This window comes from Roseivivax sp. CAU 1753 (assembly GCF_054482575.1).
In genome coordinates this window covers 201,152-222,206 of the sequence record NZ_JBTLRF010000001.1, presented here as the reverse complement: position 1 = coordinate 222,206, position 21,055 = coordinate 201,152, and the positions used below count along the sequence as shown (strand labels likewise).

The 21,055-nt window shown below is 65.6% G+C and carries 16 protein-coding genes; 13 read left to right on the top strand and 3 right to left on the bottom strand.

Features of this window, described 5'->3' with window-relative positions; translation table 11 throughout:
* Positions 1 to 5: 5 nt before the first annotated feature.
* Positions 6 to 1,670 carry a B12-binding domain-containing radical SAM protein gene (locus tag ACXYMN_RS01090; protein ID WP_459011527.1) on the top strand — a complete coding sequence of 555 codons (1,665 nt, stop codon included), beginning with the start codon at positions 6 to 8 and terminating at the stop codon, positions 1,668 to 1,670.
* Between the two features lie 77 nt (positions 1,671 to 1,747).
* Complete coding sequence (locus tag ACXYMN_RS01085) at positions 1,748 to 2,470, top strand: 4'-phosphopantetheinyl transferase family protein (protein ID WP_459011526.1); 723 nt, start codon at positions 1,748 to 1,750, stop codon at positions 2,468 to 2,470.
* Here the strand turns inward: ACXYMN_RS01085 and ACXYMN_RS01080 are convergent.
* Positions 2,423 to 3,466: a SpvB/TcaC N-terminal domain-containing protein gene (locus tag ACXYMN_RS01080; RefSeq protein WP_459011524.1), complete on the bottom strand. Its 1,044-nt coding sequence runs from the start codon at positions 3,464 to 3,466 to the stop codon at positions 2,423 to 2,425. The genes ACXYMN_RS01085 and ACXYMN_RS01080 overlap by 48 nt on opposite strands.
* 206 nt (positions 3,467 to 3,672) lie before the next feature.
* Here ACXYMN_RS01080 and ACXYMN_RS01075 point away from each other — a divergent pair, with 206 nt between their 5' ends.
* Positions 3,673 to 6,330 carry an erythromycin esterase family protein gene (locus ACXYMN_RS01075; RefSeq protein WP_459011523.1) on the top strand — a complete coding sequence of 886 codons (2,658 nt, stop codon included), beginning with the start codon at positions 3,673 to 3,675 and terminating at the stop codon, positions 6,328 to 6,330.
* A gap of 86 nt (positions 6,331 to 6,416) precedes the next feature.
* Here the strand turns inward: ACXYMN_RS01075 and ACXYMN_RS01070 are convergent, their stop codons facing one another.
* Complete coding sequence (locus tag ACXYMN_RS01070; protein ID WP_459011522.1) at positions 6,417 to 7,148, bottom strand: DUF5765 domain-containing protein; 732 nt, start codon at positions 7,146 to 7,148, stop codon at positions 6,417 to 6,419.
* Between the two features lie 541 nt (positions 7,149 to 7,689).
* Between ACXYMN_RS01070 and ACXYMN_RS01065 the strand changes: the two genes are divergently transcribed.
* The 3 genes from ACXYMN_RS01065 (at position 7,690) to ACXYMN_RS01055 (ending at position 11,050) form a co-directional block, all read left to right on the top strand.
* Positions 7,690 to 9,249 carry a bifunctional aminoglycoside phosphotransferase/ATP-binding protein gene (locus ACXYMN_RS01065; RefSeq protein ID WP_459011521.1) on the top strand — a complete coding sequence of 520 codons (1,560 nt, stop codon included), beginning with the start codon at positions 7,690 to 7,692 and terminating at the stop codon, positions 9,247 to 9,249.
* Positions 9,250 to 9,381: 132 nt separating this feature from the next.
* A complete protein-coding gene (locus tag ACXYMN_RS01060) occupies positions 9,382 to 10,284 on the top strand; it encodes a helix-hairpin-helix domain-containing protein (RefSeq protein ID WP_459011520.1) in 903 nt (300 codons plus the stop codon).
* Positions 10,285 to 10,318: 34 nt separating this feature from the next.
* A complete protein-coding gene (locus tag ACXYMN_RS01055; protein WP_459011519.1) occupies positions 10,319 to 11,050 on the top strand; it encodes a L,D-transpeptidase family protein in 732 nt (243 codons plus the stop codon).
* 16 nt (positions 11,051 to 11,066) lie between these two features.
* Here the strand turns inward: ACXYMN_RS01055 and ACXYMN_RS01050 are convergent, their stop codons facing one another.
* Entirely contained in the window at positions 11,067 to 11,573 is a 507-nt protein-coding gene (locus tag ACXYMN_RS01050) for a hydrolase (RefSeq protein ID WP_459011518.1), read from the bottom strand.
* Between the two features lie 151 nt (positions 11,574 to 11,724).
* Here ACXYMN_RS01050 and ACXYMN_RS01045 point away from each other — a divergent pair, with 151 nt between their 5' ends.
* The 7 genes from ACXYMN_RS01045 (at position 11,725) to ACXYMN_RS01015 (ending at position 21,055) form a co-directional block, all read left to right on the top strand.
* Positions 11,725 to 12,495, top strand: coding sequence for a glucose 1-dehydrogenase (locus tag ACXYMN_RS01045; protein WP_459011516.1), 771 nt, complete (start codon positions 11,725 to 11,727; stop codon positions 12,493 to 12,495).
* Positions 12,492 to 14,252 (top strand): acetate--CoA ligase, encoded by a 1,761-nt coding sequence (gene acsA / locus ACXYMN_RS01040; RefSeq protein WP_459011515.1) that lies wholly within the window; start codon positions 12,492 to 12,494, stop codon positions 14,250 to 14,252. Before ACXYMN_RS01045 ends, acsA begins: the two co-directional genes overlap by 4 nt.
* Positions 14,249 to 16,252, top strand: coding sequence for a pyruvate dehydrogenase (acetyl-transferring) E1 component subunit alpha (pdhA, locus tag ACXYMN_RS01035; protein ID WP_459011514.1), 2,004 nt, complete (start codon positions 14,249 to 14,251; stop codon positions 16,250 to 16,252). The genes acsA and pdhA overlap by 4 nt, the downstream gene beginning before the upstream one ends.
* The gene (locus tag ACXYMN_RS01030) at positions 16,249 to 17,574 is read left to right on the top strand and encodes a dihydrolipoamide acetyltransferase family protein (RefSeq protein WP_459011513.1); all 1,326 of its coding nucleotides are present in this window, start codon (positions 16,249 to 16,251) and stop codon (positions 17,572 to 17,574) included. The genes pdhA and ACXYMN_RS01030 overlap by 4 nt, the downstream gene beginning before the upstream one ends.
* The gene (locus ACXYMN_RS01025) at positions 17,571 to 17,831 is read left to right on the top strand and encodes an acyl carrier protein (protein ID WP_459011512.1); all 261 of its coding nucleotides are present in this window, start codon (positions 17,571 to 17,573) and stop codon (positions 17,829 to 17,831) included. The genes ACXYMN_RS01030 and ACXYMN_RS01025 overlap by 4 nt, the downstream gene beginning before the upstream one ends.
* A gap of 147 nt (positions 17,832 to 17,978) precedes the next feature.
* Entirely contained in the window at positions 17,979 to 18,686 is a 708-nt protein-coding gene (locus tag ACXYMN_RS01020) for an ABC transporter ATP-binding protein (RefSeq protein ID WP_459011511.1), read from the top strand.
* A 5-nt stretch (positions 18,687 to 18,691) separates the two neighbouring features.
* Positions 18,692 to 21,055 carry an ABC transporter permease gene (locus ACXYMN_RS01015; RefSeq protein WP_459012340.1) on the top strand — a complete coding sequence of 788 codons (2,364 nt, stop codon included), beginning with the start codon at positions 18,692 to 18,694 and terminating at the stop codon, positions 21,053 to 21,055.

Here is a 21,055-nt window from a genome sequence, read left to right as displayed (position 1 = left end):
CGGTCATGGCGCAGACTGCCGCAAAGCGTTCGCACTCGTTGGTCAGCCCTGTTCCGACAGAAGGGATGCGATCCTATTCCGGGTCGAAACTCCGTCTCGGCCCGGCGCGCCAGGCAATCACGGACCTCGATGCCTTGCCCTTTGTCGACAGATCCCTCATCGATATCAGAAAATATGCCTATTCGATTGGCGAGGCAATGGCGCATGGCGTCATTCCGATCCTGGCGACGCGGGGCTGTCCCTACTCCTGCACCTATTGCCACCGGATCATGTCGAAAAAGCCGCATTACCGGTCCCCCCAAAACATTTACGATGAGGTCCGGTATTATTACGACCTCGGGTTCCGCAGGTTTTCCTTCGTTGACGATATCTTCAACCTGCGGCGCGATATCAGCGAAGGTTTTTACAATCTGGTCATCCGGAACAACCTGAAAATCCAGATCTTTTTTCCCAACGGTCTGCGCGGCGACATTCTGTCCCCCGATCATATCGACCTCATGGTCGAAGCGGGCGTGGTCAGCTTTGCGCTGGCTCTGGAAACCGCCTCACCCCGGCTCCAGCGCGCCATCAAGAAGAACATGAACCTTGAAAAGCTGCGGAACAACATCGAGTATATCGTTGATAAACATCATGAAAATCTGATGCTCGATCTGTTCATCATGATGGGCTTTCCAAGCGAAACCGAGGAAGAGCTTGAACTTACCTTCGATTTTGTACGCAGCATCGAATGGTTGCATTTCCCGGTTCTGTCGATGGTTCAAATCTATCCCGGCAGCGACATGGTCGAGTTCGCCCTGGAGAATGGCGTATCGCGCGAGATGGTCGAACGCGCCCCAAGTGTCGAGTATCACGACGCGCCCGAGACCCTGCCCTGGAGCAAGGAATTTGCCAAGGAAAAGCAGGTCGAGTTCTTCGTGCAGTATTTCTTCAATCGCGAACGATTGCTGTCGGTCCTGCCCGTGCAGATGCAACATTTTCACGAAGACGAGTTGGTCCAGAAATACAACAGCGTATTGCCCTATCGTATCGACGATTTTGATGGCCTTTTGAATATCCTTCAATTGACCAAAGAGGATCTGAACGGCGTGCAATGCACGACGGATTGGGAAGTGCCCGAGCACGGGGTCGAGACGATTTCGTCAAAACCCGTTGCCGAAACGCGCGATGATGCCCTGCGCATCCTGCTGCTGGATCTTTCCACTCTCTTTCGGGCCGACCAGGGCGCGGTTTACGCGGTTCTGGAACAGCCTTTGGGAATGCTTTACCTACATTCCATGATCAACGAAAAGATGGACGGTCGCGTCGCGGGAAAAATCGCCAAATCGGCTGTGGATTTTGACACTCTCGAAGATCTCGATGCGCTGATCGACGAATTCAAACCCGACGTTATCGGCGCGCGGACCCTGTCCTGCTACAAAAACTTCTTTCACGATACCCTGGCACATATCAAAAAACGGCACCCCGATCTGCCGATCATCGGCGGCGGTCCGTATATAAGCAGCGATTACGCGTGGGCGCTTGACGATTCCAACATTTCCCTGGGTGTGATCGGCGAAGGTGAATATGCCATCATCGAACTGCTCGAGATGTTTTTGGCCAATGACAAGCAGCTTCCCCCGGCGGATCAGCTGGCGACAATCGCAGGCGTCGCGGTTCTGGAAAGGGAGTGATCAGCTGCAAAGGTAACGCACTCCAACTCGGGCTGTTGCGGCTCCAGACCGGCCTTTCAGATTGATGCGACGGACCCATGCCAAAAGATCACGTCACGCTGTGCTGGATCGCGACCGAAAGGATCTCGGCGATAGAGCGTCGGGAGTTGGAGACGCGATTGAGTGCCCCGGAGCGGGAACGCGCCCAACGGTTTGTATTCGAGCAAGACAAATCGGACTACATTGCCGCCCACGCGCTGGCCCGCACCCTCTTGAGCCAGTGCACCGGGCAGACCCCGGCCGTGGTCGAAATACGCAGCGGACGCTTCGGAAAACCCGAACTGGTTCCGAAAGGCGACGTGGCGCCTCCTGCCTTCAACCTGAGCCACAGCCGCGGAATTGCCCTGGTTGCCCTCGGCCTGGATGTGACCCTTGGCGTCGATGTCGAGTGTCTCGCCCGCCCGGCACCACTCGAAATCGCCGAAAGGTACTTCGCGCCCGAAGAATGCGTGGCATTGCAAGCCTGCCGACCCTGCGATCGTCACATCGTCTTTTTTACCCTTTGGACCCTCAAGGAAGCCTATATGAAAGCCACCGGTCTGGGGATGAACCTGTCTCCTGAACGGCTCGGCTTTTCACTGGAGCCGATCGCACCCCTGTTCGATCCGGGCTTCGACGGAATGCTCTTTTGGAAGTTCTTTTCCCTGCGGACTGGCCCAGATCATATGTCCGCGCTCGCCTTGGGGTGCCGGGAAGATCGGCCCCTCTCGGTCTCAACAAACGAGATCGATATCGACTGGTTGCGTAGCCACTCGGTCTGAGGGTCCCTTGCGCAGATATCGACCGGGGATGCATCGCTCGAACAGCCAATCGGCCCCGGTGTCCGATGGCGCGTTGGGCAGATCGTCGAGGCTGCGCGGGCGCGCGCCCCGGGCGTCGAGCAAAGGCTTGACGTTGCCATAGAGCACCCGGTGCAGGTAGCGCTGGGCGGTCCGGCGGGGATCGGCGGCGGCCCCACGGTTCGCCTGATGCGCCTCGCGGAACGGATCGCCTTGACCGGGGCGCAGCGTGACCGCGCCGTCTTCGGCCTTGTAGAGGTATCGGATGCCGTTGCCCTTGTCGTCGCGCGTCTCGCAGATGAGCCACGTGAAGATGCGGCCTGGATCAAGCGGATCGGCAACGCGCGAACCCGCGTCCTGGCCGTACAGCGTGACGACATTGTCGGTGGATATCGTCCGCCAGTGAACATCGCCGGACGCGCCGATGCGGCTCCAGCGTTCGATGCGGCCAAACAGCCCTTCGACACGCGGTCGATAGCGCCGGACGCGAAAACCATCCTGTTCGTCTTCGTGGATGACGGGGCGACCGTCGGGATCGCGCACCCGGAACCCGTCGGAAGCGATGGTAAATCCCGGATGGGCGGCAACCCAGTGACCGCCCGGGTCGGTGCGGTGAACCGGCACAAGGTCGTCGGCCCCCGACAGGACGAACACGTCGGAGTCGGTCTCGTCTTCGTAGCGCGGCAAGCCTGTTTCGGTCTTGCGCTCGATCGACGGCAGCGACAGGCGCCACCCGAGGCCAAAGGGACCATTGCCGAAACGGGAGTTGTAGGTCAGCGCCAGATCCGGCCCGAACCCTGACCGCCCCGGGCTTGCGGCGATCGGCAGCGATATCGCGCCGGTGCCGGTGACGAGGTCGGCCGAGAACGTCTCGCCCATGCCGGAAATCGCGCCGCCGCCCGTGGGCAGACTCGGCGCAGGCACCCGGGTCGGCTTGGCCTGCGGCGGGGCCCCCTTGTCTTTGGCGATATGTGACACGCGATCCGCCCCCTTCGGGATCAGTCTCGCGTGGGCGGGCCCAAGCTGTCATTGATATTGGTCAGGCCGGTGCCAGGTCGCGTCGCCCGTCAGGTCCACTTGCCGCTGCCTTCGGGCGCGGCTTGCGGTGCGGGGGGCGCAGGAATTGTGCGCCGGGATTGATCGCGCTCAATCCGCAGGTCCGCGCAGGTACTAGTCTGTAAACCGTGGAACAGAATTCATTCCCATTCTCCGATCGTGCCGACGCGGGTCGGCAACTGGCAGACGCTCTGGCGGCACGCGGGCTTGACGCGCCGCTGATCTACGCCCTGCCCCGCGGCGGCGTGCCGGTGGCCGTCGAGGTCGCCAAGGCGCTTCACGCGCCGCTCGATCTGCTGCTGGTGCGCAAGATCGGCGCGCCGCAAAATCCGGAACTCGCCCTTGGCGCAATCGTCGAGGGGGCCAGCCGGGAGATCGTCATCAACGACACCGTCAAACGCCTGTCCGGTGCCGACGACGCCTTTATCGCGAAGGCCGTGGCGGACCAGAGGGCCGAACTCGAACGCCGCAAGTCGCGGTATCTGGGCACTCGGCCAAGGCTCGACCCGGCGGGGCGCACCGTCGTCGTGGTGGATGACGGGCTGGCAACCGGGGCCACGATGAAGGCGGCGTTGATCGGGCTGAAGCGCAGCAGGCCCGCGCGCATCGTCGTGGCGCTTCCGGTTGCGCCGAAAGAGGCGCTGGATGACATCTCCGGTCAGGCCGACGACATCCTTTGCCTGTATCCGGCAACCACCTTCCGGGGTGTGGGCGGCTTTTATCGCGACTTCCACCAATTGACCGACGACGAAACCGTGGCCCTGCTGGAACAGGTCGCGATCCAGCCGACAGAGACTTCGGACGCGGTCGAAAGTCGCCTCCACAGGCGGCGGATCGCGGTTCCGCCGCTGGCTCTGCCCGGCGATCTGACGGTCCCGCCGGACCCGCGGGGCATCGTCCTGTTCGCCCATGGCAGCGGGTCGAGCCGCCACAGCCCGCGCAACGCCCATGTGGCCCAAACGCTGAACGACTTGGGCTTTGCGACCTTGCTGTTCGATCTTCTGACGCCCGGGGAAGAACAGGATCGACGCCACGTCTTCGACATTCCCCTGCTGGCCGATCGCGTCGTGGAAGCCGCGATGTGGATCGCCTCGGAGCCGGATCTGGACGGCCTGCCGCTGGGCATCTTCGGGGCCAGCACCGGTGCCGGGGCGGCGCTTGTGGCGGCAGCCGAACTCGGGGGACGGGTGTCCGCGGTGGTGTCGCGTGGCGGACGGCCGGATCTGGCGATGGATTACCTGCCGCAGGTCCAGGCCCCGACATTGCTGATCGTCGGCGGCCTCGATCACACCGTCATCGGCCTGAACGAACAGGCCCTTGTCGCGCTGCGATGTGACAAGAAGATCGAGATCGTGCGCGGCGCAAGCCACCTGTTCGAAGAGCCGGGCACGTTGGACGAGGCCGTCGCGCATGCCGCCCGATGGTTCAGGGACCACCTGCGCCCGGATGCGCCCCCCCGCCCGACGCCCGCGCCGCCGCCCGCGACCGTCACCGCCGAAGCGGTGCTCGGCGCGGCTGCCGAACCCCTGCCCGCGATCAGCGCCCCCGATTTCGCCACGGCATTCGACCGGTTCGGGACAAAGCGGGTCGTGCTGCTGGGCGAATCGACGCACGGCACATCGGAATTCTACCGCGCCCGCGCCGCGATCACCCGGCGTCTGATCGAGCATCACGGGTTTTCCGTCGTTGCCGTCGAAGCCGACTGGCCCGACGCGGCGATGGTGGACCGCTATGTCCGGCACAAAAGCCCCGAGGCGATGACCCCTCCGCCGTTTTCGCGCTTTCCCACATGGATGTGGCGCAACGTCGAGTTCGACGCCTTCACGCGCTATCTGCACCAGCTCAACGGCACCCGGGACAGCGCCGACCGCGTCGCCTTCCACGGGCTCGATCTTTACAACATGAACGCGTCCATCGCGGCGGTTCTGGCCTATCTCGACCGCGTCGACGACGCCGCAGCCGCGGTGGCCCGCGCGCGATACGCCTGCCTGTCGGAATGGTCGCATGATCCGGCGGCCTATGGCCGCGCGGCGCTGACACGCGGGTTCTCGGTATGCGAAAAGCCGGTGACGCAGATCCTCAATGACCTGTTCAAAAAGCAGCTGGCCTATGCCGATCATGACGGCGAACAGTTCTTCGACGCCGCGCAGAACGCCCGACTGGTGGCCAACGCGGAACGCTATTACCGCGTCATGTACTATGGCTCGCGCCAGTCATGGAACCTGCGCGACCAGCACATGTTCGACACGCTGCGCCGGATCCTGGACCATCGTGGGCCGGACAGCAAAGTCGTCGTCTGGGCGCATAATTCCCATATCGGCGATGCACGTTTCACCGACATGGGCCGCACCCGAGGCGAGTTGAATATCGGTCAACTCTGCCGCCAGGAATTTGGCGATGCCGCCGCGCTGATCGGCTTCGGGACGGCCTCCGGCACCGTTGCCGCCGCGTCCGAATGGGACGCCCCGATGGAGATCATGACCGTCCGCCCGCCGCGCCCCGGAAGCCACGAGGCGCTGTGCCACGCGGTCGATCATGACCGCTTCCTGTGGGATTTCAGAAAAGCGCAGGCACCGGAGTTCCAGCAGCTTCTGAGCCCGCAACGCTTGCAGCGCTATATCGGCGTCATCTACCGGCCCGAGACCGAACGCACGAGCCACTACGCCCATGCCTCTCTGGCCGATCAGTACGACGCGTTCGTCTGGTTCGACAAGACGCAGGCGGTCACGGCACTGCCGACGCGCACGGACAGCAAAGAGGACGAGACCTATCCCTTCGGTCTGTGACCCGGCCCGACGGGGCGATCCGCAGCCCGACCCCGGCCGGCGCCCCGGCGGCGGGCATGCGCGGCATCTTCGGCGGCACCGCTGGCCTAGGCCGGACCGACCGGCCTGCCCCACCAGCGCCGAGTGGACACCGTGCGCCTGACCATCGGGCTGAGACTGATCAGCAGGATCGCGATCGAGAACAGGCACCAGATCGCGGGCATCTCGTTGGGGTCGGTCGTCAGGCTGGCCGCAAGGATCGGTCCCGCAACGGCATGGACGATGACAAAGCGCCACGCGCCGTAGATCAGCGGCAGGACGAATGCGGCGATCATGTAGGTGGGGAACCCGGCATGGAGGCCGAACATGCGCTCGAGCCCGACCAGCAGGCCGTTATAGGGCACGTCCCAGGCGATGTGCCAGTCACCCGTCACCGTACACCACCTGTCCGCGCAGAGCGGGCTGCCGGGCTGACATTGGCCAAGCTCGGGCAGCGGCAAGAGCTGGGCCAGCATCACCAGCGACGAGGCCGCGGAAGCCGCAAACACCCCGACGCGCACCCGCCGCTTGACCACACCGGGCACCAGCTCCATCGCGAAGGCATTGATGAAGAACGGCTGCAGGACGATGTGCAGATAGGACAGCACCGTCACCGACGTGTTCGCAGGCGTGCCGCACTGGTCGAGCACACCGTACCCCGCCAGTTGCAGCGCCTCCATCAAGGTGAAGTAGCCCATGGTCAGCCAGAATGCGGGCGGATCGCCGCGCCGATAGGTGACAGCGGTGGCGACCGTGCCGACCGCGATCATCCCGACTGTCGCCTCCACGCTCCAACACATCGCACATCGTCCTTTCTGGTCCGGCAGTGTCGCGTATCGGCCCCGGACGGATCGACACCGCGCAAGTCGACATTGCGCCGCGGGCTTTCGCCCCCCCCCCCGGGACGCAACCGGACGTCGCCCAGAAACCGTCCAGAAACCGTGCAGACGCTGCCCAGAGGCCGCCAAGACGTCGCCCGGAACTGCCATGCACCGGAAACGGGACGTCGACCGCGAAAAACACACCTGACAGCTTTGTAGATGCCATTGACGCAATGCAATTGATCGGTGTCAATCGGCGCGGCGTAACTTGCCCTAGCCTGAGCCGGTCAGCCCCCCGGGCGCGACCGGCGCGCCGACGATCCCCGTGGTCCCTTGCACGTCCGGTTGCGGCGCGGGCGGCAGGGCCACAGGGACCACCGGCATCACTGGCGGCGGCGCTGGCGGCGGGAACAATCCGTCCGGGGTCAGATCTTGCGGTACCGATTTTGACTGATACAGCCCTGATCAGAAGGCCCGGCCACCCCGCCCGGCACAGCGCAGCGGAGGCACGCGGCACCCCATGACCCCGAATTGCAAGGATGCCGACCCCCAGGCAGAGGTGATCGCCTTCCTCTCATCGTCGGAAACCCATCCCGGCGGCGGGCCTGTCGAGGTCATCCAGACCCATGGCGCGCTTGTGTTCCTGGCAGGCGACGTCGCCCTGAAGATCAAGCGCGCGGTGCGGTACGACTACATGGACCTGTCGACGCTGGCCCTGCGCGAAAAGATGATACGTCGCGAACTTTCACTGAATGCGCCCACCGCCCCCGCGATCTACGACAGCGTGATCCCCGTCACCCGCGAGGCGGGGGGGCATCTGGCACTGGATGGCGATGGCACGCCGGTCGAATGGGTCCTGCGCATGTGGCAGTTCCCGGCGTCGGATGAACTGTCAACGATCGCCGACGCCGGCCGGTTGGATGACGCCCTGGCCCGCGATCTCGGGCAGGGCGTGTTCGATTACCACCTCAAGACGCCGCAGCGGTTCACGGATGGCGCGACGCTCATCCGCGATATTCTGGACGAACTGGACCGGGTATTCGCGGACTTCTCGGACCTGCTGGATGCGGCCCGGATCGCCCGGTTCCACGCCCGAAGCCGCGCCGCGCTGGACCATGTTGAACTGCTCTTGCGCCAGCGCGGCGCGGGCGGCCATATTCGTCGCTGCCACGGCGATCTGCATCTGCGCAATCTGGTGCTGCTCGACGGCAAGCCGGTCCCCTTCGACGCACTGGAATTCGACGAGGTTCTGGGCACCTGCGATGTCCTCTACGACCTCGGGTTTCTGATCATGGACCTGCACCATCGCGGCCTCGATCGGGCGGCGAACATGGCCCTCGGGTCCTATCTTCTGGCGGCGATGGGCCACGAGGATGATGGGCTGGCGGCGCTGCCCCTGTTCATCGCGATCCGCGCCGCGATCCGTGCCATGGTGCTGGCGCAAACCGCCCGCGCGACGGCATCGCCGATCAGCCCCGAGGCCGCCCGTTATCTGGCCCAGTCGCTGGCGGTTCTGTCGCCTCCCGCGCCTGCGCTTGTGCTGATCGGCGGCTTGTCGGGAAGCGGCAAGACCACCGTCGCGCAGCACCTCGCCCCAGGCATCGGGGCGGCCCCCGGCGCGGTGCACCTGCGCAGCGATACCGAGCGCAAGGCGGTGCGGGGTGCCGATCCCCGGACCCATCTTGCCGCATCCGCCTATGCGCCCGACGCCCGTGCCGCGATCTATGACAGGTTGGTCCTGCGCGCGCAGACCATCCTGAAAACCGGCCATTCCGCGATCATCGATGCGACGTTTCTGGACCCCGCCGCCCGGCGCAAGGCGACCGCCATCGCCGCAACCGCCGGTGTTCCGCTGCACCGGTTCTGGCTGGACGCGCCAGACGATACCCTGATCGCACGGGTCACGGCACGGCGCGGCGATGCGTCCGACGCCGATGCCGACGTGGTGCGGGCGCAGGTGGCAGGCGCGGTGCGCCCCGCCGATTGGCAGGTCATTTCCGCCGGTGGCACGCTGTCCGATACGGTTGCGCAGATCAGCGCCGCGTTGCGCGGGTCGGGCGCGCCGTCGGGGCAGGCCTGATGCGGGCCATCGCCGCACCCTGCCCCGGCTGCCCCAGCCGCCCCGCACGCCCCGGCTGCGCCGTTTGATTGCGATCAAGTCGCCGCATCGGGGCTGCGGCTAGGATGGCGCAGGCAATGACCGGAGGACTGCATGGGCATCGACCCCGCACGCGACGACGCGCTGTCTGAAAACCGCTTTGTCGCGGACAAGCTGGAGGACGTGGCCGCTCTTCTCGATCAGCAGGCCGGGTCGCTGTTCCGCGTCCGGGCCTACCGCGACGCGGCGGAATACCTGCGCGGATTGCCGCACCCGATCCGGCTCGATTACCAGCGCGGAGGAGAACGCGCCCTGGATGATCTGCCGACCATCGGTCGGTCGATCGCCGCCATCATCGCGGAAATCCTCGATACCGGCGACGCGCGCCTTCTGGCCCGGCTGCGGGGCGCGGCGGATCCCGAGCATGTGCTTCAGACCGTGCCGATGATCGGCCCGACCCTGGCCCGCCAGATCCATGAAGACCTGGGCATCGAAACCCTCGAGGCGCTGGAGGCCGCGGCGTATGACGGACGGCTGGCAGCGCTCAGGGGAATCGGACCGCGCCGGATCGAGGGCCTGCGCCACTCGCTGTCGGAAATGCTGGCGCGCAGACGCCCGCGCACGCCCCCGACCGACCGGCAGCACCCCCCGGTTGCCGACATCCTTGCGATTGACCGGATGTATCGCGGCACTCTCGACCGGCTGCCCACGATCCGGCCGCGCCGGTTCAACCCGACGGGCGATGCCCGCCTGCCGATCCTGCACACCGAACGGGACGGATGGCACTACACGGCGCTGTTCTCGAACAGCGCCACCGCGCATCGGTTCGGCAAGACCCGCGACTGGGTGGTGATCTACTTCGAACGGATGGATCAGCCCGAAGGCCAGTCGACCGTCGTCACCCAACATGGCGGTCCCCTGGATGGCAAACGCGTCATTCGCGGGCTGGAACAGGCCTGCCAAGCCCACTACGATAGCGGTGCCGACGGGTCTTCGAACGGGATGGTCGGCACGTGAGATGCACAGCACAACGAAAGATCGGTCAATGCGCATGAACAGAAATCGGGTCTTCCTGTCCCTCGCCGTCGCGCTGTTGGTGGCGTTCTGCGCGCTGCCCGCGAAGACATCCGCCGAAGGGTATCAGACGCAGCTCGACCGCGCGGGCGTGTCCTACCGGATACCGCTCGAGGGGAAGGCCATCCTGGTGAATATCCCCTCCTTCGAGCTGCTGGCCTTCGATCAGGGCGCGCTGGTGCTGCGCAGCCGTGTCATCGTGGGGGCGCCCTGGCACCGGACGCCGCGCCTGAAGACCTACGTCTCCACCGTGCGGTTCCGTCCGACCTGGCGACCGACCCCCTCCATGATCGCCAGTGGGGAATACAAGGATCGCGTCTGGCCCGCGGGCCCCAACAATCCCCTCGGGCTGCTTGCCGTCAGGCTGCAGCCGGGATTGCTGGTCTATCTGCATGACACCAATCATCGCGAAAAGTTCGATCAGACCTATCGCGCCCTGTCGCATGGCTGCGTGCGTGTGCAGCAGTGGGACCGGCTGGCGGCCTTTGTCCTCGACATGGACCTGGCCGAGGTGCACCGGCTGGCCAATGGCCGCCGGACCTTCGATGCGCCCGCGCCGCCGATCCCGGTGACACTGGGCTATTTCCCCCGGTTTCCCGACAGTGCGGGCCAGATTGTCGACCATCCCGACATCTACAACCTGGGTCGCGCGGAGAACGGCGCCGCGCCGGAAGACGCCACCTGCGACGTTGCGTCCCTGGCCGAATGAGCCGCCGCGCCGCGCCTTAAACCTTTGCCACCCCCACGATGTAATTCTCGCCGTAGGCTTTGGCGCATTTCGGGCAGGTCGTGTAGAAGAAGTAGACGTCGCTGGCGGTCTTGCCCATGGCCTTGGCCGCCACCCGCATGTCGTGGTCGAACTCTTTGGTGCGCCGGTACGGCCCCTCGAAAACGCGGGTCACGAAATCGCCCGACAGGGTCGTCACCTCCTCGTCCGGAACATCCCGGGACACGGCAAAGAAATGCTCGGCCTCCCAGGGCGAAAGATCATGGCTCAGCGTGATTTCCGTGGCCGGGTCGGCGGCGGCGGCATCCTCGATATGGCCCTGCACCCGCGCAAAGACCGCGCCCATGTTCCACGGTATGTGCATGGCGCTGCGTGTCGTGGCACGCACGAATTTCTTGTTCTCGAAGTGCAGGTGTTGATTGTCCCATCCCTCGGGATTGAACCGCGGACAACAGCCTGTGGTGTTGTCGCTGAGGTCATAGGCCGGAAATGAATTGGTCTGCATCGCGGTCTCCTTCGCAGGTCGGATGATCGGCATGGGCAAAGATATGGCCCGGTCGGTCCGGCCGGATTGACTTTGGTCAATCGCGTTGCGCCGATCATGCCGCATCCTGAGGCCGGGAGACACGATTTCAGCCGTATCAGGGAGGCGCAGAATGGGACTCGTCAATGGATTGAGCGTCGTCATCACGGGAGCGGCCGCCGGTATCGGTCGCGCCACCGCTGTGTGTTTCGCCGCGGAAGGGGCCAATGTCGTGGTGTCGGATATCGACGCCGACGGCGGTGCCGAAACCGTCGCACTGATCGAAAAGGCCGGCGGCGCGGCGATCTTCGTGCCTGCCGATGTATCGAAGGCGGCGGACGTCTCGGCCTTGATCGACAAGGCCGTCGCCACCTATGGCAAGATCGACTGCGCGGTGAACAACGCAGGCATCGAGGGCCGGATCACGCCCTTCGTCGACCAGACCGAAGACAATTTCGACGCCATCATCGCGATCAACCTCAAGGGGCCGTTCCTGTGCCTGCAGGCCGAAATCGCGGCGATGCTGAAAACCGGCGGCGGGGCCATCGTCAATCTGTCCTCGGTGGCGGGTCTGATCGGGTTTCCCGGCCTGTCGCCCTATGTGGCCTCCAAACACGGGGTGGCCGGTCTGACCAAGAACGCCGCGCTCGAATATGGCAAGGCGGGCATCCGGGTGAACGCGGTCTGCCCCGGCGGCATCGACACGCGCATGCTGGATTCGCTTGCGGATCAGGCCACCGGAGGCAGCCAGACCAGCGCCCAGATGATGGACCCGATGCACCCGATCGGACGGATCGGCACCCCGCAAGAGGTGGCCGAGCTGATCATGTGGCTGTGTTCGCCGCGCGCCTCTTTCGTCACCGGCGCGGTCATTCCCGTCGACGGCGGCTTCGTGGCCCAATGACCGGCGATCGCCCGCCCGGCACGATCCTCGGCAAGGGCCGCGACACGCGGGATGCGGCCAACATGCCGGATTACCGGCAATGCCGTGACGCCTTTTCCTGGACCGAGGCGCAGGCGTCGCTTGACGGTCTGCCGGACGGGCACCTCAACATCGCCCATGAGGCAATCGAACGCCACGTCGCCGCCGGTCATGGCGACCAGATCGCGCTGCGCTGGATCGCCAAGTCCGGCGCGCGCACGGATATCACCTATGCCGCGCTTTCCCGCGCGACCAACCGCTTCGCCAATGTGCTGTTGTCCAGCGGCCTGACCCGGGGCGACCGCGTCTATGCGCTGCTCGGGCGGGTGCCGGACCTTTATATCGCGGCCCTCGGTACCCTGAAGGCGGGCTGCGTGTTCTGCCCGCTCTTCTCGGCGTTCGGGCCGGAACCCATCAAGGCGCGGATGGAGATCGGATCGGCGACCGCGCTGGTCACCTCGACCCGGCTTTACCGTCGCAAGGTGGCGGGCATCCGCGCGGACCTGCCGGATCTGCGCACGGTGTTCACCATCGACGGCGACGCCCCCGGCACGACCGCCCTTGCCCCCTTGATGGACAGCGCATCCGACAGCTTCGAGACCGCGCAAACCGACCCCGAGGACACCGCGCTCCTGCACTTCACCTCGGGCACCACCGGCAGGCCCAAGGGCGTGGTGCATGTGCATCAGGCCGTGGTGTCCCACACCGAAACCGGGCGCATCGCGCTCGACCTGCGGCCCGGCGATACCTACTGGTGCACCGCCGACCCCGGTTGGGTCACGGGCACCTCCTACGGCATCATCGCGCCGCTCACCAATCGCTGCACCATGATCGTGGACGAGGCGGAATTCGACGTGGCGCGCTGGTATGAGATCCTGGCAACCGAGGCCGTCACCGTCTGGTACACCGCCCCCACGGCCATCCGCATGCTGATGAAGGCCGGGGCCGAGGCCATCGGCGCGCGGCGGTTCCCCGACCTGCGCTTCATGGCCAGCGTCGGCGAACCCTTGAACCCCGAAGCGGTGATCTGGGGGCAGGACACCTTCGGCCAGCCGTTCCACGACAACTGGTGGCAGACCGAAACCGGCGGCATCATGATCGCGAATTTCGCGTCGATGGACGTCAAACCCGGATCGATGGGCAAGCCCCTGCCCGGCATCGACGCGGGCATCGTCGAGGTGGCGGGCGACACCGTCTCGGAACTGACCACGCCCATGGCCATCGGCGAGCTGGCGCTGCGCCCGGGCTGGCCGTCGATGATGCGCGGCTACCTGAATGAACAGGCGCGCTACGACAAATGCTTCAAGGGCGGCTGGTATCTCAGCGGTGACCTCGCGATGCGGGACGCCGACGGCTACTTCTGGTTTGTCGGTCGCGCCGACGACCTGATCAAGAGCGCGGGCCACCTGATCGGCCCGTTCGAGGTCGAAAGCGCGTTGATGGAACATGACGCGGTGGCCGAGGTAGCCGTGATCGGCCTGCCCGACGAGACGGCAGGTGAAATCGTCAAGGCCTATGTGGCGCTGAAACCCGGGCATGAGGCCAGCGAGGATCTGCGCCTCGATCTGCTGGGACATGCCCGCAAGCGTCTTGGGCCCGCGGTGGCCCCGAAGGACATCGCGTTCCGCCGGAACTTGCCGAAGACCCGCAGCGGCAAGATCATGCGTCGTCTGCTCAAGGCCCGCGAACTCGGCCTGCCGGAGGGCGACATCTCGACCCTGGAAAGCGATGAGACATGACCGTCACGCGCACGAAACCCCGCCTCGATGCGACCCATGTCCGCGATCTCATGACGACGATGCTGCGCCTGCGCCTGTTCGAGGAAAAATGCGCCGAGGTCTACACACAGGAAAAGATCCGCGGCTTTTTGCATCTCTATGACGGCGAAGAGGCGGTGGCGACAGGCATCATCCCGCTTCTGGAGCCGCAGGACAGGGTGGTGGCGACCTATCGCGAACATGGCCACGCGCTTGCCCGTGGCGTGCCCATGACGCAGGTTCTGGCCGAGATGTACGGCAAGGCCGAAGGCTGCGCTGGCGGGCGCGGCGGCTCGATGCACCTGTTCAGCAAGGATCACAATTTCTACGGCGGCAATGCCATCGTCGGCGGCGGCCTGCCGATGGCCGTGGGTCTCGCACTGGCCGACCGGATGCAGGCGACCGACGCGGTGACCGCCTGTTTCTTCGGCGAAGGCGCCGTCGCCGAGGGTGAGTTTCACGAAAGCCTCAATCTGGCGTCGCTGTGGGACCTTCCGGTCCTGTTTGTCTGTGAAAACAACGGCTACGCGATGGGCACCCCGCTCGAGATCTCGGAGGCCGAGACCGACATTTCCGCAAAGGCGCGCAGCTATGCGATCACCTCCGAGGTTGTCGACGGCATGGATGTGGTCGCGGTCGAGGCGGCAGCGAGGCGGGCGCTGCAAACCATCGCCAAAACCAAGGAGCCCTATTTCCTCGAATGCCGGACCTACCGCTTCCGGGCGCATTCGATGTTCGACGCGCAGCTTTACCGCGACAAGGCCGAGGTCGCGCAATGGCGCGAAAAGGGCCCGATCGTGCGGTTTCGGGACTGGGCCATCGAGAGCGGGCTGTTGCACGCCACCGACCTCGACGAGATCAAGGCCCAGGTCCGCGCCGAGATCGACGCGGCCGTGGCCTTCGCCGAGGCCGGCCATGACGAACCCCTCGACACCCTCGAGCGCTATGTCATGGCCCCGGACCGGCCCGCCGCGCCTACTGTCCCGCCCCCCGGCAAGCTTGTGCAGACCACCTATCGCGAGGCGGTGAAAGCCGCGATCTCCGATGCCATGGCGCGCGACGACCGGGTGTTCCTGATGGGCGAGGATGTGGGCCGCTACGGCGGCTGCTATGCCGTCAGCAAGGGCCTGCTGGACCGGTTCGGCCCAGACCGGATCCGCGACACACCGCTGTCGGAGTCGGGGTTTACCGGGGCCGGGATCGGTGCCGCCGTTGTCGGCATGCGCCCGATCGTCGAGATCATGACGGTCAACTTCTCGCTGCTGGCGCTCGATCAGATCATGAACACCGCGGCGACGCTTCGGCACATGTCCAACAACCAGTTCGGCGTGCCGCTGGTGATCCGCATGGCGACGGGCGCGGGCAAGCAGCTTGCCGCGCAGCATTCCCACAGCCTCGAGGGCTGGTATGCCCACATTCCAGGCCTGCGCGTGCTGGCGCCTGCAACGCTTGAAGATGCCCGCGGGATGCTCTGGACGGCGCTGGAAGACCCCGACCCGGTGCTGATCTTCGAGAATGTGATGCTCTACAACATGGCGGGCGACATCGCCGAGAACGCGGGCCCCGTGGACATCGACCGGGCCGTTATCCGCCGCGCCGGGGACGACATCACGCTGGTGACCTACGGCGGGTCGCTGTTCAAGACACTGGACGCGGCAGAGGTGTTGGCGAAGGACGGCGTCTCGGCCGAGGTGATCGACCTGCGCAGCCTGCGCCCGCTCGACATGGACACGATCCGCGCGTCGGTGGCCCGCACGCACCGGGTGCTGATCGTCGATGAAGGCTGGCGCAGCGGCAGCATATCGGCGGAGATCGGCATGCGGTTGGCGGAAGAGTCGTTCTTCGACCTGGATGCGCCGCCGGGACGGGTGTGCAGTGCCGAGGTTCCGATTCCCTACGCGCATCACCTCGAACAGGCGGCCCTGCCCCAGACCGCCGGGATCGTCGACGCCGCAAGGCGGCTGATGACGCAAGTGCCATGACACCGTTCCTGATGCCCTCGCTCGGTGCCGACATGGAGGCCGGAGTCCTGGTGGAACAGCTGATCGCCCCCGGCGCACCGGTTGCGCGCGGCGATATCATCGCGGCGGTCGAGACGCAGAAAGGCACCATCGAGATCGAGGTCTTCGAGGATGGCTTTCTGCATGAATGGCTTGTGCCGCTGGGCACCAGGGTTCCGGTCGGCAGCCCGATCGCGATGATCCGGGACAGCGATTCGCCCGAAGTGCCGACCGGGCCGGACATGCCGCAGCCCGTCGATCCCGCGCCGCCGCCCCCGCTACCCGAAGCACCGCAGCCGGTCGATCCCGAAACCGTGCCACCCGCGCCCGAAGTGCCCGAAGTGCCCGAGGTGCCCGAAGTGCCGACCGGACCGGACATGCCGCAGCCCATCGACCCCGCGCCGCCGCCGCCAGAGGCACCGCAGCCAGTCGATCCCGAAACCGTGCCACCCGCGCCCGAAGACCCGCAGCCCACGCCCAAACCCGCCACGAATGCGCCAAACGCGGTGCGCCAGCGCGTGACGCCGGCCGCACGTCGCCGGGCCGCGCAGACAGGGTTCGATCTGACCTCTCTCGGCACCGGAAAGACCATTGCCCTGAAAGACCTGCCAGCGGCCCACAGCGCGGCAGATACCACGCCCCTGACGGCCATGCGCCAGGCCATTGCCGACGCGATGTCCCGGTCCAAGCGCGACATCCCGCATTACTACCTGTCCGACGCGATCGACCTGACCGCCGCGGAGGACTTCGTCGCAACCCACAACGCCGCCTTGCCACCCGAGGGGCGGCTGCTGGTGGGGGCGCTCTATCTACGGGCCATTGCCCGCGCCGTGGCGAAGTTTCCCGAATTCAACGGGACCTTTGAAGGCGACCGGTTCACCCCGAGCCCGAAACGCCATGTGGGGATGGCGATCAACCTGCGCGGTGGCGGGCTGGTCGCGCCTGCCCTGCACGACGCGGACGCGGGCGATCTGGACGATCTCATGGCGCGGCTTCGCGATCTTGTGGACCGTGTCCGTCAGGGCCGGTTCCGCGCCCGCGAACTGTCCGATCCGACCATCACGCTGACCAGCCTTGGCGACCGTGGCGTCGCCGGGATCACCGGCGTGATCTTTCCCCCTCAGGTTGCCATCATCGGCATCGGCACCCCCGGCTGGACGCCCGTCGTGCAGGAGGGGGCCGTCGTCGCGCGCCGGACCGCCGCCATCACCCTTGCCGCCGATCACCGCGTCAGCGACGGCCACCGCGGCGCGGGCTTTCTGCGCGCAATCATCCGTCATTTGCAAACGCCGGAGGCGCTATGACCAGACCAGACCCGCGCGACGCCCTGATCAGGCAACTGGGCCGCATCGCCCCTGAAGTCGAGATCGACGAAATCGACACCTCGGCCGATCTGCGCGACGAGTGCGATATCGACTCGATGGATTTCCTCAAGCTGATCACCGCCCTGGGCCGCGACCTGTCCCTGCCGATGCCCGAAGCCGATTACGACCGGATGCGCAGCTTCGACGATCTTCTTGAATACCTCCGGGACCGCACGGCGGGTACCGGCACTGGCTGACCGCCGACGCGGCCCTTGCGGAAATTGCCGGACGCCCGCGCGATCTGGCGATCCAGGCGTTCCGTTGCGCATGTCCGGGCTGGATTGAGATCGATCAATCCCATTCCGCCCGGTTTGCAATACTCTCGTGCGCAGCAGGAGTGTCTCGTGGCGGATGCGATTTTCAGGACCGAGGGCGTCACCAAGGTATACGAGACCGGGGACGTCAAGGTATTCGCGCTGGACGGCGTCGATCTGGAGCTTTTCGAAAGCGAGTTGACCGTCCTGCTGGGCCCGTCGGGCAGCGGCAAGTCGACACTTCTCAATATTCTGGGGGGGCTGGATCACGCCACCGACGGGCGCGTCTGGTTCAAGGATACAGAACTGACCGAGATGTCGGACCGGGGCCTGACCCGGTATCGCCGCGACCATGTCGGCTTCGTCTTTCAGTTCTACAATCTGGTGCCCAGCCTCACCGCGCGGGAAAACGTGCAGCTGGTGACCGATGTCGCGCCCGATCCGATGCCCGCCGCCGAAGCGCTCGCTCTGGTCGGGCTGGCAAAGCGGATGGACCACTTCCCGTCCGAGATGTCGGGCGGCGAACAGCAGCGCGTGGCCATCGCCCGCGCCATCGCCAAACGCCCGCAGATCCTGCTGTGCGATGAACCGACCGGCGCGCTCGACAGTACCACCGGGGTGCAGGTCCTCGAGGTGCTGCGCGACATCAACGACCGCTTCGGAACGACCACCGTCGTGATCACGCACAACGCCGAAATCCAGCGCATGGCGCATCGCGTGATCTTTTTCCAGGACGGCAAGATCAGCCAGGTGCGGGTGAACGACAACCGCATCGCGCCGTCCGAGATCGCGTGGTGAGCGGCATGCACGCCATCGACAGGAAACTCTTCCGGGACTTCCAGCGGCTGTGGATCCAGGCCCTTGCGATCGCGCTTGTCCTGGCCTGCGGCGTGGCGATCCTGCTGACGTCGGTCGGGATGTACAAGGCGCTGTCCGAAACCCGGGATGCCTATTACGAACGCAACCGTTTTGCCGACGTGTTCGCGCGCACCAATCGCGCGCCGTTGTCGCTGCTGGCCGAAATCGCGCGCATCGACGGCGTCGTCAGCGTCGAGGGCCGCATCGCCGGGGCCGCGATCCTCGATATCCCCGGACGGTCGCGCACCGCCGTGGGCCACATCCTGTCCTACCCCGAAACGTCAGAGCCGGTCCTGAACGTGCCGCTGCTTGTGTCGGGGCGGGCTCCGGACCCGGCGCGCACGGATGAAGTCATGGTCAATGCGCCCTTTGCGCAGGCCAGCGGTTTTGCGCTGGGCGACAGTTTCAGCGCCAATCTCAGGGGGCAGAAACGCGCTTTTGTCATCGTCGGAACCGTTCTGTCGCCCGAGTTCGTCTATACCATCGGTCCGGGTGCGCTGATGCCCGACAACGCGGCCTTCGGCATCGTCTGGATGCCCGAACGCACGGCAGCCGCGGCCTTCGACATGACCGGCGCGTTCAACGATGTGTCCCTGTCGCTGGCGGCGGGGGCGCGGCCCGAACCGGTGATCGACCGGCTCGATACGCTGCTGAAACCCTTCGGCGGCCTTGGCGCGCATGATCGCACGGACCAGATCTCGGATGCCTTTCTCGACACCCAGCTGAACGAACTTCGGGGGATGGCGCTGGTCCTGCCGCCGATATTCTTCGGCATTGCCGGCTTTCTGGTCAGCATGGTGATGAGCCGGATCATCACGCTTGAACGCAGCGAGATTGGTCTGCTCAAGGCCATCGGCTATTCCAACACGGAAATCTGTCTGCATTACCTGATGCTCGCGGCGCTGATCGCGGTGGTCGGTGTTGTCCTGGGCTGGATCGCGGGCACGCTGCTGGCGCAGACGACCGCGGCGCAATACGCGGATTTCTTCGATTTTCCCTATGTGATCTTCCGGGTGTCCTACTGGGTCTACGCAGCCGCCGGTCTGGCCGGTCTGGCGACCACCAGCCTGGGCGCGCTTCAGGCCGCGCTGAAAGCGGCGAACCTGGCCCCGGCGATCGCGATGCAACCGCCTGCCCCGCCGCGCTTCAAACGGTCCGCGGTCGATGACCTGATGGAGTCGCTGCGGCTGCGGCAATCCACCGTGATGATCCTGCGGTCCCTGCTGCGCTGGCCGCTGCGCAGCCTGCTGACGTCGCTGGGGCTGGCACTGGCGGTGGCGTCGGTGATCTCGGCGACTTTCATCAACGACGCGCTGGACGAGATTGTCGATCTGGCGTTCTACCAGACCAACCGGCAGGATGCGATCCTGCAGTTTGGCGACGAGGTTCCCGAAGCGGCGCTTGAGGATGTGCGCAATCTGCCCGGCGTGCTGCAGGCGGAAAGCCAGCACATGCAGGCCGCCATCCTGCGGCACGGCCACCTGTCCAAACGCATCGGTATCGAGGCGCGCCGTCCCGGCAACGATCTGGGCCGCGTGCTCGATGCGGACGGGCGGACGCTGGATGTGCCGCGCGGCGGCATCGTCCTGTCCGAGCGGCTGGCCGACCATCTGGGGGTCGGGGCGGGTGACGTCGTCGAAGCCGAGTTCCTGAGCGGGCGACGCGAGACGATCGAGGTGGACGTGGCGCAACTGGTCGAATTGCGCTTCGGTCTGGGGGCCTACATGGACTTCGATGACATGAACGCGCTGTTTCGCCAGGCGCCGCGCGTCTCGACCGTGAACATCACGCTGGACGAGACGCAGACAGACGCGCTCCATGCCGCCATCAAGACCACGCCGAGCATCTCCGGCATCATCGAGATGAACGAAATCCGGCGGGCCTTTCAGGACACCATCGCGCAGAACGTCGTGGTCATGAACACCATCTACATCACCGTCGCCGTGCTGATCACCATCGGGGTCACCTACAACTCTGCCCGCATCCAGCTTTCCGAACGCGCGCGCGAACTGGCCAGCCTGCGCATCCTCGGGTTCGGCCGGGGCGAGGTGTCGTATATCCTGATGGGGGAAATGATGCTGATCGCCCTGTTCGCGCAGCCTCTGGGCTGGCTGATCGGCGCGGGCATCGCGCGGCTGATGACGAAGGCCTTCACCAGCGATCTCTACGCGATTCCGCTGGTGCTGAAACCTGCGACCTTCTCGATTGCCAGCCTGGTGGTGCTGAGCGCGGCGTTCCTGTCGGTGCTGGTCGTGCGGCGGCGGCTGGACCGGCTCGACCTGGTCGCCGTCATGAAAACGAGGGAATAG